15 protein-coding genes are annotated in these 17284 nt (G+C 72.3%); 2 read left to right on the top strand and 13 right to left on the bottom strand.

The genetic code is table 11. From position 1 onward, the window contains the following. The 4 genes from ACH4K4_RS02085 to ACH4K4_RS02100 all read right to left on the bottom strand — a co-directional run. A partial coding sequence (locus tag ACH4K4_RS02085; RefSeq protein WP_398164107.1) for a hypothetical protein occupies positions 1-1489 on the bottom strand: 1489 nt, incomplete at its 3' end. Positions 1490-1587: 98 nt separating this feature from the next. Continuing rightward, positions 1588-2409, bottom strand: a complete 822-nt coding sequence (locus ACH4K4_RS02090; RefSeq protein WP_398164509.1) for an SAM-dependent methyltransferase — start codon at positions 2407-2409, stop codon at positions 1588-1590. 92 nt (positions 2410-2501) lie between these two features. After that, positions 2502-2783 carry a DUF397 domain-containing protein gene (locus ACH4K4_RS02095; protein ID WP_398164108.1) on the bottom strand — a complete coding sequence of 94 codons (282 nt, stop codon included), beginning with the start codon at positions 2781-2783 and terminating at the stop codon, positions 2502-2504. 3 nt (positions 2784-2786) lie between these two features. Continuing rightward, a complete protein-coding gene (locus ACH4K4_RS02100) occupies positions 2787-3653 on the bottom strand; it encodes a helix-turn-helix domain-containing protein (protein ID WP_398164109.1) in 867 nt (288 codons plus the stop codon). A 136-nt stretch (positions 3654-3789) separates the two neighbouring features. Between ACH4K4_RS02100 and ACH4K4_RS02105 the strand changes: the two genes are divergently transcribed. Further along, positions 3790-4248 carry an ATP-binding protein gene (locus tag ACH4K4_RS02105; protein ID WP_398164111.1) on the top strand — a complete coding sequence of 153 codons (459 nt, stop codon included), beginning with the start codon at positions 3790-3792 and terminating at the stop codon, positions 4246-4248. 51 nt (positions 4249-4299) lie between these two features. Here ACH4K4_RS02105 and ACH4K4_RS02110 read toward each other — a convergent pair whose 3' ends face one another. Next, on the bottom strand, positions 4300-5100 hold the full coding sequence (locus ACH4K4_RS02110) for an SGNH/GDSL hydrolase family protein (RefSeq protein WP_398164113.1): 801 nt from the start codon (positions 5098-5100) through the stop codon (positions 4300-4302). A 299-nt stretch (positions 5101-5399) separates the two neighbouring features. Between ACH4K4_RS02110 and ACH4K4_RS02115 the strand changes: the two genes are divergently transcribed. Further along, on the top strand, positions 5400-6209 hold the full coding sequence (locus ACH4K4_RS02115) for a tyrosine-protein phosphatase (protein ID WP_398164115.1): 810 nt from the start codon (positions 5400-5402) through the stop codon (positions 6207-6209). An 88-nt stretch (positions 6210-6297) separates the two neighbouring features. Here the strand turns inward: ACH4K4_RS02115 and ACH4K4_RS02120 are convergent, their stop codons facing one another. From ACH4K4_RS02120 to hpnE, 8 genes are all read right to left on the bottom strand, one after another. Beyond that, positions 6298-7680, bottom strand: a complete 1383-nt coding sequence (locus tag ACH4K4_RS02120; RefSeq protein ID WP_398164116.1) for an aspartate aminotransferase family protein — start codon at positions 7678-7680, stop codon at positions 6298-6300. 13 nt (positions 7681-7693) lie between these two features. Continuing rightward, a complete protein-coding gene (gene dxs, locus ACH4K4_RS02125) occupies positions 7694-9574 on the bottom strand; it encodes a 1-deoxy-D-xylulose-5-phosphate synthase (RefSeq protein ID WP_398164117.1) in 1881 nt (626 codons plus the stop codon). A gap of 37 nt (positions 9575-9611) precedes the next feature. After that, the gene (gene ispG, locus ACH4K4_RS02130) at positions 9612-10805 is read right to left on the bottom strand and encodes a flavodoxin-dependent (E)-4-hydroxy-3-methylbut-2-enyl-diphosphate synthase (RefSeq protein WP_398164119.1); all 1194 of its coding nucleotides are present in this window, start codon (positions 10803-10805) and stop codon (positions 9612-9614) included. A gap of 4 nt (positions 10806-10809) precedes the next feature. Continuing rightward, positions 10810-11832: an adenosyl-hopene transferase HpnH gene (gene hpnH, locus ACH4K4_RS02135; protein WP_398164120.1), complete on the bottom strand. Its 1023-nt coding sequence runs from the start codon at positions 11830-11832 to the stop codon at positions 10810-10812. A gap of 5 nt (positions 11833-11837) precedes the next feature. After that, positions 11838-12524 carry a 1-hydroxy-2-methyl-2-butenyl 4-diphosphate reductase gene (locus ACH4K4_RS02140; RefSeq protein WP_398164121.1) on the bottom strand — a complete coding sequence of 229 codons (687 nt, stop codon included), beginning with the start codon at positions 12522-12524 and terminating at the stop codon, positions 11838-11840. Then, positions 12524-14539 (bottom strand): squalene--hopene cyclase, encoded by a 2016-nt coding sequence (gene shc, locus ACH4K4_RS02145; RefSeq protein ID WP_398164122.1) that lies wholly within the window; start codon positions 14537-14539, stop codon positions 12524-12526. Before shc ends, ACH4K4_RS02140 begins: the two co-directional genes overlap by 1 nt. Before the next feature lie 145 nt (positions 14540-14684). Then, positions 14685-15806, bottom strand: coding sequence for a polyprenyl synthetase family protein (locus tag ACH4K4_RS02150; RefSeq protein WP_398164123.1), 1122 nt, complete (start codon positions 15804-15806; stop codon positions 14685-14687). Then, positions 15803-17263, bottom strand: coding sequence for a hydroxysqualene dehydroxylase HpnE (hpnE, locus tag ACH4K4_RS02155; RefSeq protein WP_398164125.1), 1461 nt, complete (start codon positions 17261-17263; stop codon positions 15803-15805). Before hpnE ends, ACH4K4_RS02150 begins: the two co-directional genes overlap by 4 nt. Positions 17264-17284 lie beyond the last annotated feature (21 nt).

Genomic DNA, 17284 nt, shown 5'->3' on the forward strand with positions numbered 1-17284 from the left:
GGGGGGGGGGGGGGGGGACAAACACCCCCCCCCCCCCCGGGGGGGGGGCCCCCCCCGGGGGGGGGGGGGGGGGGGGGGGGGGGGGCGCCGGGGGCCCCCCCCCCCGCGGCAGCAGGAGGGTGCGCAGGACCATGCGCGGGGCCATCAGGCGGGACGGCGGAGCGGTGAGGCACAGGACGTCGCGGAGGGTGGCGCCGACGACGGGGTCGGTGGCGGCGCGCTCGGTGAACCGGCGCACGTACCAGCTGGTCAGCCGTTCGCGGCGGCTCGCACGGGCCTCGGGGCCGCTCGCGTAGGGGCGGTCGGCGCCGGCCGCGGTGACCCAGGCGGCGTCGGCGGCACGGGCCACCGCGCGCTGCGCCTCGCCCGCGAGCCCCGGCCGCAGGCCGCCGGTCTCCAGGACCCGGCGCAGCGCCCTGGCGCCGAGCGCGGCCACCGACATGCCCTGCCCGTAGATGGGGTTGAAGGTGCAGTTGGCGTCACCGAGGACGACGAAGCCCTCGGGCACCGCACCGGGCCGCTCGTAGTGGCGGCGGCGGTTGGAGGTGTCCCGGAAGCCGTGCACGGGCGAGACCGGTTCGACGTACGGCAGCAGCCCGTGGATGTACGGGTCGCCGATGGTGGCGGTGAAGTCGGCGAACCCCTGGCCGTCGGTCGGCGGGTGGTGGCCGCGCACCCCGGCGGCGGTCAGCAGCCACTTGCCGTCCTCGACCGGTACGTACACGGCGCCGCGCGGACTCCCCGGCCAGGCCGGGATGTTGACGCCGGCGTCCGGGGCGCCGGCCGGGGCGGTGGGCCGGAAGATCCGGGTGGCGTACGCGATTCCGGCGTCGACGGTCTCTTCGCGCGGGGCGGCGCGGCCCAGACCGGCGAACCACTGCGGCGCCTTGGAGGTGCGTCCGGAGGCGTCGACGACGAGCGCGGCGGCGACGACCCGCTCGTCCGTGCCCTCGCCGGCCGGTTCCCCGCCGCCGGGTCCGCCGCGCGTCCGTACCCGTACCCCGGTGACCCGGCCGGCGTCGCCGGTCAGGCCGACCGCCTCGGTCGCCTCCAGCACCTCCAGCCGGGTCGCGGACCCGGCGGCCGCCTGCAAGGCGCGTTCCCGTACGACGCTGTCGATCACCGGGCGGGTGGCGGACAGGCAGGAGTGGCGCCGCTCGTCGAAGCGGAGCTGCCAGCCCACGGCCGTGCGGGTGACCAGGTCGCGCGGCAGGTAGAGGGTGCGCGCCCCGGCGTCCGTGAGGGCCTGCGTCGCGCCGGGCAGCAGCTCTTCCAGGGCGCGCCGGCCGCCGCTGAGGAAGACGTGCAGATGGCGGGCCTGCGGTACGCCCTTGCGGAAGGCACGGCCGGCCGGGTAGCGGTCGCGTTCGACCACGGTGACGGCGTCCACGTGCCCGAGCAGGGCGGTGACCGCGAGCATCCCGGCGAGCCCGCCGCCGATGACGACCGCGTGCCGCTCCCCCGCCGTCTCGGCAGCCTGTCCCGGCATTTTCCCCCCGTTTCACCACTTGGGTGACCGCTCCCGTCCGGCGGCAGCGCCGCCGGACGTGCACCGGCTCCCAGCGTCGGCCCGCCGGGCCGACGCTGTCAATCGTCGGCGCCCGGTCCCCGCTTCCGGCCCACCCCGCCGTAGAAGATGGTGTCGTTCAGCTCCGCCGGGCCCGGTGGCGGGCCGTCAGGGCGCCACAGCGGCACCCGCACCACGCCCGGGTCGAGCAGCTCGAACGGCCCGAAGAGCGGCTCGACTTCGGCCTTGGTGCGCAGGTTCAGGGTGGCCGTCGCGTTCTTGTAGACGTCCAGCACGCCGTCCCGCGCCTGCTCGTCCGTCCGGCCCTGCGTGTACGCCTCGTACGGCTCGCCCGTCGCGTGGGACATCACCAGCGCGCTGCCCGCCGGCAGCGCCCGGGCCAGCGTGGCCACGATCCCGGCCGGGTCCTCGTCGTCCCGGACGAAGTGCAGGACGGCGACCAGCAGCAGTGCCACCGGCCGGTCGAAGTCGATCAGCGCACGCACGGTGGGGTGGCCGAGGATCGCCTCCGGGTCGCGCACATCGGCCAGCACGAACCCGGTGTCCTCGGTGGTGGTCAGCCGCGCGCCCGCGTGCGTGGCGACGATGGGGTCGTTGTCGACGTACACGACCCGCACGCCGGGTGCCGTCTCCCGGGCCACCTCGTGGGTGTTCGGGGAGGTCGGTATGCCCGTGCCGATGTCGATGAGCTGCCGGATGCCGCTGCCCACCACCTCGCGCACGGCGCGGTGCAGGAAGGCCCGGTTGGCGCGGGCGCTCAGCCGTACCTGCGGGTGCGCCGCGATGACGCGCTGCGCGGCCTCCCTGTCGACCTCGTAGTTGTCGCGCCCGTCCAGGTAGTAGTCGTACATCCGGGCGGGGTGCGGCCGGCTGGTGTCGATCTCGTCGGCCTTGAAGACCGCCGCGTCCTGGAGCCCGCGTGAGCCGTCCTCGTCCCACGAGCCGACCGCGGCCCGGGAGAACTCCGCTTCCTTCACGCCGTCCTCCGTTCGGTGCCGCACGCACCGGGCGCGGCGGTGAGCAGGAAGTCGGCCTCGCCCGCCTTCGCGCCCTCGATGAAACTCTTGATCTCGCCGTGGGTGTAGATCAGGGCCGGGCCGTCGGGGTCGGTGGACTGGCGCAGCGCCACCCGTCCGTCCCCCAGCCGCAGCGCCTCCACGCACTCGCCGCCGTTGCCGCCGCTCCACGGCTTGCGCCAGCCTTCACGGCCCAGCTCCGTGGCGGGCATGCCGTTGTAGATGCGTATGCGATCCATGGTTCAGATCTCCTTGCGAAAGCCGCCCAGAAGGGCCTCGGTGGTCTGCGCCGGCGCGGCTTGCGCGCACATCCGGTCGAGCGCCTCCAGCAACTGCGAGACGTCGTCGCGCTGGTCGAAGTACACGGCGCCCACCAGGTTCTCCGTGTACGCGATGTCGGGCAGCTCCGGGATCGGGAACCGGAAGATGTGGAACGGCCCGTACATCGAAGGGTGGGGTCCGGCCGCGAACGGGATGATCTGGAGCCGGACGTTGGGCAGCGCGGTGGCCTCGGCCAGCCGCGCGATCTGGTCGCGCATCACCCGCGGCCCGCCGATCGGGCGCCGGAAGACCGTTTCGTCCATGACGATCCAGAGCATGGGGGCGTTCTCGCGGGTGAGCAGCGACTGCCGCTCCAGGCGCAGCGCGACCGCGCGGTCGATCTCCTCGCGTGCCGCGTGCGGCTTGCCCGCCCGCAGGACGGCGCGCGCGTACTCCTCGGTCTGGAGCAGGCCGGGTACGTAGTGGGGCTGGTAGCCCCGGATGAGGTTGGCCTCGCTCTCCAGGCTCACGTACGCGCTGAACCAGTCGGGCAGGACGTCACGGAAGTTGTGCCACCAGCCGGGCCGGTTGGCCTCGCGGGCCAGCTTGAGGAAGCCGTCGATCTCGTCCTGGTCGGTGACCCCGTAGGTCGCCAGCAGCTTCTCCACGTACGGGATCTTGAGGCCGACCTCGGCCTTCCCCATGCGCCGTACCGTGGCGTGCGTCACATCGAGGGCGCCGGCCGCCTGTTCGTAGGACAGCCCCGCCTTCTCGCGCAGGTCCTGCAGCCTCTTGCCGAGCACCACCCGCAGGACGGTCGGAGCGCCACCCGACCGTGCATCCGCCACTTCTGATCCCCTCCAACCGACGTGAGTGATCAGCAGTGTGTCATGTCGTCAGCAGACCGAACAGACTGCGTTTGCGATTCTGCAAATTACACATTGATCCTTGCCATCGGTGACCAACATCGCACATAGTTGCGGAGTGGCTTCCTCCAACAACGCTCCTTCGTTAGGGCGCTGTGGCGGCTTCATCGCCGAGCGTCTCCAGGACGCGTTCCACTTGCCGGCGCGCCGCACCTCCGTCCCGGAGGCGCGCAGACGCGCACTCGCGGTACTGCACGAGTGGGGCGCGGCACAACAGGTCCGCGACGACGCCGAGTTGGTGGTTTCGGAACTCTTCACCAACGCCGTGCGGCACACCGACAGCGACAAGGTCGCCTGCGAACTGACGCTCCTCGGCGCCTTTCTGCGCGTGGAAGTCACCGACCAGGGCCGGGGCGCCTCGGCGCCGCACGTACAGCCCGGCAGCGTGGACAAGGAATGCGGCCGCGGCCTCTTCCTCGTGGGCGCGCTCTCCGAAACCTGGGGCGTACGCCCCGACCCCACCGGGCGCGGCCGCACCGTCTGGGCCGATCTGCCCTACGGGCGCGCCACACACTGAACCGCCGCCCGCGTGGTGGCCACGGACGGCGGCAGGCGCTCCAGCGGGGCCCTACAGGGGAAGCAGGTCCGGCCGCTTCGGCTCGACGTGATCGCCGGAGGATTCGCCACGCAGCCGGCGGCCGATCCACGGCACCAGGTGCTCACGCGCCCAGTGGATGTTGTCCCGCCGCGCCTCGGCGGCGGACCGCTCGGTCTCCGGCGGCCAGGCCTGGTCCGGGTCGGCCGGCACGTCCAGGCCCAGCACTTGGGCGGCGCGCAGCGCGACCCGCGTGTGCCCGTCGGCCGACAGGTGCAGCCGGTCGTCGCTCCAGGCCCGCCGGTCCTGCACGGACTTCAGCGACCACAGGTCCAGGACCGGGCAGTCGTGCCGGTCGGCGATCGCCCGTACGTGTGCGGTGTACGTCGCGATCTTGCCGCGCAGATGCCGCAGTACCGGCACGCCGCGGGTGTCGAACCCCGTGCACAGCAGCACGGTACCGACCTTCTCCCGCAGATCGGCGACGGCCGCCTCGTAGCGCTCGGCCACCGCGTCCGGGTCCGAGCCCGGCCGCAGGATGTCGTTGCCGCCGGCGCAGAACGTCACCAGGTCGGGGGCCAGCTCCTTGGCCCGCGGCACCTGCTCCTCGACGATCTGGTCCAGCAGCCGGCCGCGGACCGCGAGGTTGGCGTAACGGAACCCGCCCTCCGCGCGCCGGTCCGACAGCAGAACCGCCAGCCGGTCCGCCCAGCCGATGTACGCCCCGTCACGGCCGGGATCCCCGACTCCCTCGGTGAAGCTGTCCCCGACGGCTGCGTACGACCCGATGGCGCCATATGCGCCACTGCTCATCTTCTTCGAATCGTCTGCCACGTCAGGACATAATTCACCCCCGGAAGTGACTTACGCCACCGTAACCAGGGGTTGACGTGGGGTGATTAATACCACCCGGTCAAATTCTGCTCAAGTCGGAATAAGGAACGGGCATGGTGAGCGACCATATTCGGCCGTCCGGGAGCGTGCGGGCGTGGCCGGACGACAGCCGTCGGCACCCCGTACCACGCGGGTGACCGGCCGCCGACGGCCTGATTGCCGGTTGCACCAATGTCGTATCGTCGGAGTGGCCCGCCTCGTCGACGAGCAGCGTCGGCGACCGATACGGAGGAGCGCCCGTGACGCAGCAGACCCCGGAGGTCCCGTCGACCGACTCGGAGCTCGCGGAGGTGCGCAACTTCCGTGACGTGGGCGGGCTGCCGACCGTCGACGGCCGCCGGGTGCGCAAGGGCCGGCTCTTCCGCAGCGGGCACCTGGCGTCGGCCACCGAGGCGGACGCGGCCTTCCTCGGCGGCCTCGGGCTGCACACGGTCTTCGACTTCCGCAACGCCGCGGACATCAAGCTGGAGGGCCCCGACGTCACCCTGCCCGGCGTACGGAACGTGAACATCCCGCTCACCGACCCGGCCGACGGCGCGGAGTTCTGGGCGATGGTGCGCGACGGCGAGCTGGGCCACCTGCGTACGGCGCTGGGCGACGGCAAGGCGGCGGGCCGGATGGCCGAGACCTACCGCAACATCATCACCACCCGCACCGCGGACCACAGCCGTGTCCTGCACGCGCTCGCCGAGGACAGCGTCCCCGCCCTCATGCACTGCGCGGCCGGCAAGGACCGGGCGGGCCTGTCCATCGCCGTCACCCTCCTCGCGGTCGGCGTCGAACCGGCGGCCATCGAGGCCGACTACCTTGAGTCCAACGCCGCACACCGCCGCTACAAGGTGCGCCGCTCCGACAACTCGGTGGCGGGCATGTCCCCCGAGGTCATGGAACTCCTCGCCCCCCTCTTCGACGCCCGCGCCGAATACCTGGCCGCGGCCTTCGACACCATCACGACGACCTGGGGCTCCACGGAGACCTACCTGAGCGAGGGCCTCAAGCTCTCCCCGGAAACCCGCGAACGACTGCGGTTCCAGCTGCTGGAGGACTGAAATTCCCGGCCCTGGTGGCGGGCACCGGCCTGCGGCTTCCGTACGGAAGACCGCGGGCCGGTCGCGTTCCGGGCTCCGGTGACCCGGCTCAGTTCCTCGTGGGCAGCGCCTTCAGCAGCGTCCGCCCGAAGTCCCACATCAACCCGCCCCCTTGGTGGGCGTCGTCCATGACGGCGGTGAAGGCGCCGACGAAGCGGTCGACCTCCCGTTCGCCGATGGTCAGGGGCGGGATCAGCTTGATGACTTCCAGGTGGTCGCCGGAGACCTGGGTGAGGATGCGGTGGTGCTGGAGGAGGGGGACGACGACCATCTGCGCGAAGAGGCCCTTGCGGGCGGCCTGGAGCATGGTCCAGTGGCCGCGGAGTTTCAGGGACCTGGGGCGGCCGAACTCGATGCCGATCATCAGGCCGCGGCCGCGTACGTCGTGGAGGAGTTCGTAGCGGTCGGTGAGGGCGGCGAGTCTGGTGCGGAGCAGGTCGCCGGTGTGGCGGGCGTTGGCGACGATCTGTTCGTCCTCCATGACCGAGAGGACCGCCAGGCCCGCGGCCATCGCCTGGGCGTTGGAGCCGAAGCTGGCGGAGTGGACCAGGACGCGGTCCATGGACGAGTAGACCTTTTTGAAGATCCAGTCCTTGCCCAGGGTCGCGCCGACCGGGATGTAGCCGCCGGAGAGTGCCTTGGCGACGCAGACCAGGTCCGGTTCCACGCCGTCCTCGTGCTGGTAGGCGAAGAAGTCGCCGGTGCGGCCCAGGCCGGTCTGCACCTCGTCGGCGATCAGCAGGGCCTTGTGCCGGTGCAGGAGTTCCTGCGCGGCCCGCAGGTAGCCGGGCGGGGTGGGGTGGACGCCCTTGCCCTGGATGGGTTCGACGACGAAGGCCGCCACGTCGCCGCGGCGCAGTTCCCGTTCCAGCGCCGCGAGGTCGCCCATCTCGACGGCGGTGTCGGGCAGCAGCGGTGCGAAACCGTCGCGGAAGCCGCTCTCGCCGTTGACCGAGAGGGCTCCGGTGGTCAGGCCGTGGAAGGCGTGGGCGCAGTACAGGACGCGCGGTCTGCCGGTGGCGTAGCGGGCGAACTTCAGGGCGGTTTCGACGGCTTCGGTGCCGCTGTTGCCGAAGAAGACGCGGTCCAGGTGGGGGGCGTGGGCCAGCAGCTTCTCGGCGAGCAGGCCGGGCAGCGGCTGGCAGTCGAAGCGGGTGAGGTCGGCGAGCTGTGCGTCGAGGACGTCGTGCAGGGCCTGGCGTACGACCGGGTGGTGGCGGCCGAGGCCCATGACGCCGAAGCCGGCGAGCATGTCGAGGTAGTCCCGGCCGTCGGCGTCCCAGAAGTAGGCGCCCTCGGCCCGCTCGTAGACCTTGTCGAAGCCGATGGTGTGCAGCATGCGCGGCAGTTGGTGGTTGACGTACTTGGTGTGCAGTGCGTAGCGCTCGGCGCCGCGTTCGGCGAGCAGCTTGTTCAGGTCGAAACCGGTCACGATCCGTTCTCCGTCACGAGTCGTTCTCCTTACGGGCCGGCGGGGCGCTGATGCGGCCGGCGATCTCGGCCGGGGTGAGCCCGATGTCGGCGAGCACCTCGCCGCGCTTGGCGTGCGCCAGGAACTGGCCGGGGATGCCGAAGGTCCGCAGCGGTACGTCCACGTCCGCGTCGCGCAGGGCCTGGCCGACCGCCGATCCCACTCCCCCGTCGCGGCTGTTGTCCTCCACGACGGCCACCGAGGCGTGCCGCGCGGCCAGCCGGACGATCGCGGGGTCGACGGGTTTGACCCAGCGGGGGTCGACGACCGTGACGCCGATGCCGCGTTCGGCGAGCAGTTCCGCGGCCTCCAGGCAGACCGGGGCCATCACGCCCACCGAGACCAGCAGGACGTCCTCGCGCTCGCCGCGGCCCAGTACGTCCACGCCGCCGTCGCGCTCCAGCGCCGGGACCGCCTCGCCCACCGACTCCTTCGGGAAGCGCAGTACGGTCGGCGCGTCGGCCACCTCGACGGCCTCGCGCAGCTGGGCGCGGAGCTGGTCGGCGTCGCGTGGCGCGGCGATCCGCAGGCCGGGGACGACGCCGAGGACCGACAGGTCCCACATGCCGTTGTGGCTCGGCCCGTCCGTGCCGGTCACGCCGGCCCGGTCGAGGACGAAGGTGACGCCGCACCTGTGCAGCGCGACGTCCATCAGGACCTGGTCGAAGGCGCGGTTGAGGAAGGTGGCGTAGACGGCCACGACCGGGTGGAGGCCGCCGGTGGCCAGGCCCGCCGCCGAGACGGCCGCGTGCTGCTCGGCGATGCCCACGTCCCACGTACGGTCGGGGAAGGCCGCCGCGAACTTGCCGAGGCCGACGGGTTGCAGCATGGCCGCCGTGATCGCGACGACGTCCGGCCGTTCCGCGCCGATCCGGACCATCTCGTCGCCGAAGACGGAGGTCCACGACGGCGGTCCGGGCGGCGCGACGGGGGCGCAGGTCAGCGGGTCCATGGCGCCGACCGTGTGGAACCGGTCGGCCTCGTCCTCCAGCGCGGGCCGGTAGCCGCGCCCCTTCTCCGTGAGGCAGTGGACCAGTACCGGCCCGTGGAAGCGGGCCGCGCGGCGCAGCGCGGACTCGACGGCGGCGATGTCGTGGCCGTCGATCGGGCCGACGTACTTCAGCCCCAGGTCCTCGAACATGCCCTGCGGGGCGAAGGCGTCCTTGAAGCCCTTCTTCGCGCCGTGCAGCGATTCGTACAGCGGGCGGCCCAGGACCGGGGTGCGCTGCACGATCTCCTTGCCCCAGGCGAGGAAGCGTTCGTAGCCGTCGGTGGTGCGCAGGGTGGCGAGGTGGTTGGCGAGGCCGCCGATGGTGGGCGCGTACGAGCGCTCGTTGTCGTTGACGACGATGATCAGGGGGCGGTCCTTGGCGGCGGCGATGTTGTTCAGCGCCTCCCAGGCCATGCCGCCGGTCAGCGCGCCGTCCCCGATGACGGCGACGACGTGGTCCCGCCTGCCGCGGACCTGGTTGGCCTTGGCCAGGCCGTCGGCCCAGCCCAGCACGGTGGAGGCGTGGGAGTTCTCGATGACGTCGTGCTCGGACTCCTCGCGGGAGGGGTAGCCGGACAGACCGCCCTTGCCGCGCAGCTTGGAGAAGTCCTGGCGCCCGGTGAGCAGTTTGTGTACGTACGACTGGTGGCCGGTGTCCCACAGGATGCGGTCGGCGGGCGATTCGAAGACCCGGTGCAGGGCGATGGTCAGCTCCACCACCCCCAGGTTGGGCCCCAGGTGGCCGCCGGTCCGCGCCACCGCGTGCACCAGGAACTGCCTGATCTCCTCGGCCAGTTCGCCGAGGGATCCGCCGGGAAGCGCCTTGAGGTCACGCGGGTCGCGGATGTTTTCCAGCATCGGCATGCTCGGTCCCCCTCCTACGGGTACGGCCTCTACGGGTTCAGCTGACGCTCACGTCGGGGGTGCCGGGCACCGCTCCTTCCGCCTCCATGCCCGCCGCGATCTTCAGGGCCTCTTCGACGAGGGTCTCGACGATCTTCGACTCGGGCACGGTCTTGATCACCTCGCCCTTGACGAAGATCTGGCCCTTGCCGTTGCCGGAAGCGACACCGAGGTCGGCCTCGCGGGCCTCGCCGGGGCCGTTGACGACGCAGCCCATGACCGCGACGCGCAGCGGCACCTCCATGCCCTCCAGGCCCGCGGTGACCTCGTCGGCCAGCTTGTACACGTCCACCTGGGCGCGGCCGCAGGACGGGCAGGAGACGATCTCCAGGCGGCGGGGCCGCAGGTTCAGCGACTCCAGGATCTGCAGGCCGACCTTGACCTCCTCGGCCGGCGGGGCCGACAGCGAGACGCGGATGGTGTCGCCGATGCCCTCGGAGAGCAGGGCGCCGAAGGCGACCGCGGACTTGATCGTGCCCTGGAAAGCCGGACCGGCCTCCGTCACCCCCAGGTGCAGCGGATAGTCGCACCGGGCGGCGAGCTGCCGGTAAGCGTTGACCATCACGACCGGGTCGTTGTGCTTGACCGAGATCTTGATGTCCCGGAAACCGTGCTCCTCGAACAGCGAGCACTCCCACAGGGCGGACTCGACGAGCGCCTCGGGCGTGGCCTTGCCGTACTTCTCCAGCAGGCGCTTGTCCAGCGAGCCGGCGTTGACGCCGATCCGGATCGGCACCCCGGCGTCGGACGCCGCCTTCGCGATCTCCTTCACCCGGTTGTCGAACTGCCGGATGTTGCCCGGGTTCACGCGGACCGCCGCGCATCCGGCGTCGATCGCGGCGAACACGTACTTCGGCTGGAAGTGGATGTCCGCGATCACCGGGATCTGCGACTTCTTCGCGATCACCGGCAGCGCGTCGGCGTCGTCCTGGGTCGGGCAGGCGACGCGCACGATCTGGCAGCCGGAGGCCGTCAGCTCGGCGATCTGCTGGAGGGTCGCACCGATGTCCGCGGTGTTCGTCGTGGTCATCGACTGCACCGAGACGGGGGCGCCGCCGCCCACCGGCACCGGCCCGACCTGGATGCGGCGCGAGAAGCGCCGCTGCGCCAGCGGCCGGGCCGGCACCTCGGGGAGCCCCAGTGCGACGCCGGTACCGGAGGGGTTTCCTCCGGGAGGCTCACCAGTGCTCATCACGTCACCCGCGGTTTCCTGCGACGGTCTCGCGGGCGGCGCGCAGGGACTCCTTCAGGGAGCCCATGGTGGCCAGGACGGCGGTGGGCTCGTAGCCGCAGTGCGCCATGCAGTTGGCGCAGCGCGGGTCCTTGCCGCGGCCGTATTTGTCCCAGTCGGTCTCCTCGATCAGCTGCCGGTACGTGGGGACGTACCCGTCGCTCATCAGGTAGCAGGGGCGCTGCCAGCCGAAGAGCGAGTAGTTGGGGATCGCCCACGCGGTGCAGGGGAAGTCGGCCTTGCCTTCCAGGAAGTCCAGGAAGAGCGGGCTGTGGTTCAGGCGCCAGCGGCGCCGGTTGCCGCCGGCGAAGGCCTTCTTGAACAGCTCCCTGGTCTGCTCGACACCGAGGAAGTGCTCCTGGTCGGGCGCCTTCTCGTAGGCATAGGCGGGCGAGAGCATCATCTCGTCGACCTGGAGGTCGTCGTTGAGGAAGTTGAGCACCTCGATGATGGTCTGCGGGGTGTCGGTGTTGAAGAAGGTGGAGTTGGTGGTGACCCGGAAGCCGCGCCGCTTGGCCTCCTTGATCGCCTCGACCGCCTCGTCGAAGACGCCTTCCTTGGCCACCGACTCGTCGTGCCGCTCGCGCATGCCGTCGATGTGCACCGCGAAGGCGAAGTACGGGGAGGGGGTGAACTTGTCCATCTTCTTGCGGAGCAGCATCGCGTTGGTGCACAGGAAGACGTACTTCCGCTTGGCCACCAACTGCCGCACGATCTCGTCGATCTGCGGGTGCATCAGGGGCTCGCCGCCCGCGATGGAGACCATCGGCGCACCGGATTCCAGGACCGCGCCGACCGCCTGGGCGACCGGCATGCGCTGTTTCAGCACGCCGGCCGGGTGCTGGATCTTCCCGCAGCCCTCGCATTTGAGGTTGCACGCGAAAAGGGGTTCCAGTTCGACGATGAGCGGGAACTTCTCCCGCTTGCGCACTTTCTGTTCAAAGAGATACGTACCGACCCGGATGGACTGGCGGAGCGGCATGGCCATCTGGCTCACCTCCTGGGGAGCAGCAAAGAACGGTGCCATTCGAAAAAGACGGGAAGGATGGAGCGCAGCACACGAAATGCCGACATTCCACCGCGCAAAGTACTAATTCGCACAAGTTCATGTTCTGGAGCGTCCACGATCACCCGTACGGCCGCAACCGGACGGTCGCCGCCGCGGGTCGCCGCGCGCAGGGTCGCGGCGGATTCCATGTCCACCGCGACGGCACCCCCGGCGCGCAGCCCGGCCCGCTCCGCGCCGCGCACGACGTGGTCGGAGCCGCGCAGCAGGCCGGTGTGCACGGTCAGGCCGCGCTCCTTGAGGGAACGCAGCAGCGGTCCGTTGTCGGCGCAGGGCACGTCCGGCGCGCCCGGCAGATGGCCCCGCGTGGCCTCGGCGACGACCACGTCCCCCGGCCGCATCCCGGGGACCAGGCCCGCGCAGAACCCGGTCGCGACGACCGGCGCCCGCTCGGTGACGGACCCGTCCCGCAGCGCGTGCGTGACGGCGTCCGCCGCCGCCCGCGGGCCCATTCCGGTACGGAGCATGACCACGGGCGCGGTCGCCCCGCCGCGGTCGCCGCCGCGCAGCGCGAGCCGCTCGATGCCGAGCGCGCAGGCGACCAGCAGCGGCGGCGCTTGCGGCAGGGCGGGCCGGCCGGCCGGGCCGGTGCGCCTGCCGTGCGACGCCGCCATCAGGCCCCCTGGGACGCGCCGGCCGGTCCGCCGTTGACGTAACGGCCGAGGGCCGTCAGCGGGAAGACCTGCCGGTACAGGTGGTAGTTGATCGAGAAGTCCCAGGGGAAGCCCGTACCGGTGAAGTACGGCTCGTCCCAGGACCCGTCGGCGCGCTGGGTCTCCGCGAGCCAGCGCACCCCCCGCTCGACCGCCTCGCTCTCCCGCTCGCCCGCCGCGAGCAGCGCCAGCAGCGCCCACGCGGTCTGCGAGGCGGTGGACGCGCCGCGGCCCGCCCACGCCTTGTCCTGGTAGGAGCGCTGGTCCTCGCCCCAGCCGCCGTCCTCGTTCTGGACCCGCTCCAGCCAGCGCACGGCGCGGCGGACGGCGGGGTGCGAGGCGGGGATGCCGGCGGCGGCCAGGGCCGGGAGCACCGAGCCGGTGCCGTAGACGTAGTTGGTGCCCCAGCGCCCGAACCACGAGCCGTCCGGCTCCTGTTCGGCCAGCAGCCAGCGCACGCCGCGCCGCACCCGCGCGTCGTGCGTCAGGCCGACGTCGGCGGCCATCTCCACGACGTGCGCCGTGACGTCGGCCGACGGCGGATCGATGACCTCGCCGAAGTCGCAGAACGGCAGCCGGTTGGGGAACGGGCTGGTGTTGTCGGCGTCGAAGGCGCCCCAGGCCCCGTTCCCGGACTGCATGCCCAGGTTCCAGCGCACGGCGCGCCGCACGGCCCGCTCCACCCGCTCCGGGTCCGGGTGCTGGACGCGGCGGAGCGCGAGGACGACCTCCGCGGTGTCGTCGATGTCCGGGTAGTTGTCGTTGTCGAACTCGAACGCCCAGCCGCCGGAGGGCAGTTGCGGTCTGCGTACGCTCCAGTCGCCCGGCCGGTCGATCTGTTCGGCGAGCATCCAGTCGGCCGCCTTGACCAACTGCGGGTGGTCGGCGGGCAGTCCCGCGTCGGCGAGCGCGATGGTGGCCAGGCAGGTGTCCCAGACCGGGGACTGGCAGGCCTCGACCATGCGGACGGGCGCGCCGTTCCCGTCCTCGCGCCAGACGGCGAAACGGTCCAGCGACTCAAGGCCCTGGCGCAGCACCGGGTGTTCCAGGTCGTAGCCGAGCAGGTGCAGCGCGATGACCGAGTAGACGGCCGGCGGCTGGATGCCGCCCCAGCAGCCGTCGTTCTCCTGCCGCTCGATGATCCAGGAGGCCGCCGCCCTCATGGCCGCGCGGCGCAGCCTGCGCACGGCGACCTTGCGGTACCGGTGCAGGCCCTTGTCCAGCCGCTGGAAGAGGCCGTCCCAGCTGGCGGCCGGGGCGAGCGGCTGCCGCGGGTTCGGGTCGGCGGGGTCGGTGTGCAGCTCGTCCAGGGCGAACGGCGCGGGGCGTACGGGGCGCTTGGCCGAGACGATCGTCAGTGCCACGATCGTCTGCCGGGCCCAGCACGCGAAGTCGTAGATGTTGAGCGGGAACCACTTCGGGAAGTAGATCAGCTCGGGCGGCAGTTCGGGCAGGTCCTCCCACTTCCACCAGCCGAAGAGCGCCAGCCAGATCCGGGTGAAGACACGGGAGGCGGCGATGCCGCCGCGCTCGCGGATCCAGGTGGCGGCCCTGGCCATGTGGGCGGCGTCCGGCGCGTCGCCGGCCAGCCGGAGGGCGACGTACGCCTCGATGGTGGCGGACAGTTCGCCGGGGCCGCCGTGGAAGGTGGCCCAGGTGCCGTCCGCGCGCTGCTCGCCGCGGATGTGGCGGGCCGCGGCCTCGGTGGTGCGCGGGTCCCCGATCCCCAGGAACTGCCGCAGCAGCAGGTCCTCGGCGTCCATGGTGACGTTGGTCTCCAGGTCGCCCTTCCACCAGCCGGCCTCGTCCTGGACGGACAGCAGGTAGTCGGTGGCGCGGGCCGTCGCGCGCCGGGCGGCGGCCGCGGTGCCGTCCGCGGCGGCCTTGTCGTGCGTGGTGTTCTCAGCGGTGGCATCGCTGGCCGAAGGGGTCCGGGGCGGCAGCGCCCCGGTACTTCCGTCGGTCGTCGCTGTCATGGCTTCCCCTTCTGCAGTGAACTGTGAAGCGTGCTCAGGGATTCCGTCGGCCGGCGCCCGGGGCCCGTATTCGGAGAACGGGGCCCTGCGACTGCGGATGGGGAGCGCCGGCCGGCGACTGCGATCTAGATCGGGTCGATGGCGATCATCTCTCTCGTACGACGACGAAGTCCGCGAGCGCGACGAGCTGCGCGCGGACCGGTGCGGGCATGTCCACCTCGTCCAGTGCGGCGATGGCGGTGGTGTGCTGGCGGCGGGCCTCCTGGGAGGTCCACTCGCGGCCGCCGGCCTCCTCGATGAGGGCCGCGCGGGAGGCGAACTCCTCCTCGGTGAAGTCCGCGATCTCGTCCTCGCTCTTCTTCGCGTCCGCCGCGAGGATGCCGGCGAGCCGTTCGGCGGCGGGGTTGTCGGCCGCCAGGGCGGCGACGACCGGCAGCGACTTCTTGCGCTGGCGCAGGTCGCTCCAGGTCTGCTTGCCGGTGGCCTCCGGGTCGCCCCAGATGCCGAGCAGGTCGTCGACGGCCTGGAAGGCGAGGCCGAGGTGGTAGCCGTACTTCTCCAGGATGTCGGCGGTGCGGTCGTCGGCGCCGCCGAGGACGGCGCCGACCGAGACGGCGCAGGCGAGCAGCGCGCCCGTCTTGTTGCCCTCCATCTCCAGGCACTCCTCGACGGTGACCCGCTCGCGGTGCTCGTAGGAGATGTCCTGGGCTTGGCCGTCGATCAGCTTGCGGGTGGCCACGGTGAGCCGGCGGGTGGCGCGGCCCGCCTCGACGGTGCCCAGTTCCAGCAGTATTTCGTTGGCGAGGGCGAACAGCGCGTCGCCGACGAGGATGGCCTGGGCGGGGCCGTGTACCTTCCACACCGTGTCGCGGTGGCGCCGCTGCTCGTCGCCGTCCATCAGGTCGTCGTGCAGCAGCGAGAAGTTGTGGACCAGTTCCACGGCGACGGCGCCGGGGATGCCCACCTCGGGGGGCTGCCCGGCGGCCTGGGCCGAGAGCAGCGCGAGCGCGGGGCGTACCGCCTTGCCGCCGTCGCCGTCCGCGGGCCGCCCCGCGGCGTCGATCCAGCCGAAGTGGTACGCGGCGACGGTGTCCATGGGGGGCGCGAGCCGGGCCACGGCGGCACGCAGCACGGGCGTGGCGAGCTGCCGCCCGCGCTCCAGCAGCGCGGTGACGGTCTCGGTGTCGATAGCTGGGGAAGCCGGGTGCACGGTTTCTCCTCTGTTTCCGGTGCTCGTGCTCGTGCGAGAGCTCGTACTCGTGGTCATGCCGCCTCCTGGGGCAACTGGCCCTGGGGGAAGCCGAGTTCGGTGAGTGCCTCGCGAACGGCGCCGAGGCCGCTGCGAACAGCGCTTTCCATGGTCGCGGGCCACCCGGTGGCGGTCCACGCACCGGCCAGGTACAGGCCGGGGGTCTTGGTGCGGGCGGCGGGCCGGAGCCGGCCGACGCCCGGGGCGGGGGCGAACGTCGCGGTGCGTTCGCGGGTGACGAAGAAGTCGCGGACGGCGGCGCCGCGCGCGGCGGGCAACAGCCGCTCCAGCTCCGGCAGGTAGCGCTTGCGCAGCTCGGCCACCGGCCGGTCGATCTCGTCCTGCGCGGCGGACTGCGACACGGCCAGGTACTGGCTGCGGGCGCCGCCGGGCAGCGCGGCGAGGCCGGAGGCCTCCGTACGGTCGAAGACCCACTGGACCGGCGAGCCGAGCGCCGCGAAGAACGGCTGCCTGAGCACCGGCCGGTCGTAGACGACGTGCAGGTTGAGGATCGGCGCGGTGCCGATGTCCAGCAGCCGGTCCTGGTCGTCGAGGCTGCCTTCGGGCAGCAGGCCGTGCGCCTCGCGCTGCGGCAGGGCCAGCACGACCGTTCCGGCGTCCAGCTGCGCACGGCCGTGCGGGCCGTTCTCCACCGTCACCCGCCAGGCACCGTCCTCCGCGCGGGCGAGGGCGCTCGCGCGGGTCCGCAGCTCGACGCGGACGCCCGCCTTCTCCAGGGCCTCGCGCGCGAGCGTGTCGTGTACGTCGCCGAGCGGCACCCGGGACCAGCCGATGTCGGCGGCGCCGTTGTCGGAGAGCAGGCCGGTCTTGAAGACCTTGGCGGCCAGGCCCAGCGACGCGTCGCCGGCCCGCGCGTTGAGCGTCGCGACACCCACCAGGTCCCACAGCGCCTCGACGGTGCGCGGCGACTGGCCGTGCCGGGCCAGCCAGGAGGCGAAGTCGACGCGGTCCAGGGCTGGGTCCTCGGGGTCCAGCTTCTTCAGGGCCAGCGCCGCGCGGCCGACGTTCGCCCGCTCGGCGAGCGTCAGGTGCGGGTAGGTGGCCAGGCTCTTCGCCAGGTGCAGCGGTACGGGCAGGCCGGTGCGCCGCAGCCGGCCCAGCCGCAGTCCCTCGGCGTCCAGTACGGGGACGTCCATCCGGTCCTGGAGGGGCACCAGGCCGCGGCCGCCCACCCGGTCGAGGAACCCGTCGTAGGCGGTGCAGCAGCGCAGGTAGACGTGCTGGCCGTTGTCGACGGTCAGCTCCCCCACCGCCGAGTCCCGGCGGAAGGAGAAGACCAGCCCGCCCAGCCGGGGCCGCCCCTCGACGAGGGTGACGCGCAGCCCCGCGTCGGCCAGCGCCAGCGCTGCCGTGATTCCGGCGAGACCGCCCCCAATGACCACCGCAGCCGCCCCATCGGGGCGGCCTGCCTCATGTGCATCGTGCCGGTCGGGCCGCATCGGTCCCGATGTCATTCGCCCTCCCTGATTACTGAC

Origin of the sequence: Streptomyces sp. NPDC017529 (genome assembly GCF_044329785.1) — a bacterium.
Taxonomy (GTDB): Bacteria; Actinomycetota; Actinomycetes; order Streptomycetales; family Streptomycetaceae; genus Streptomyces.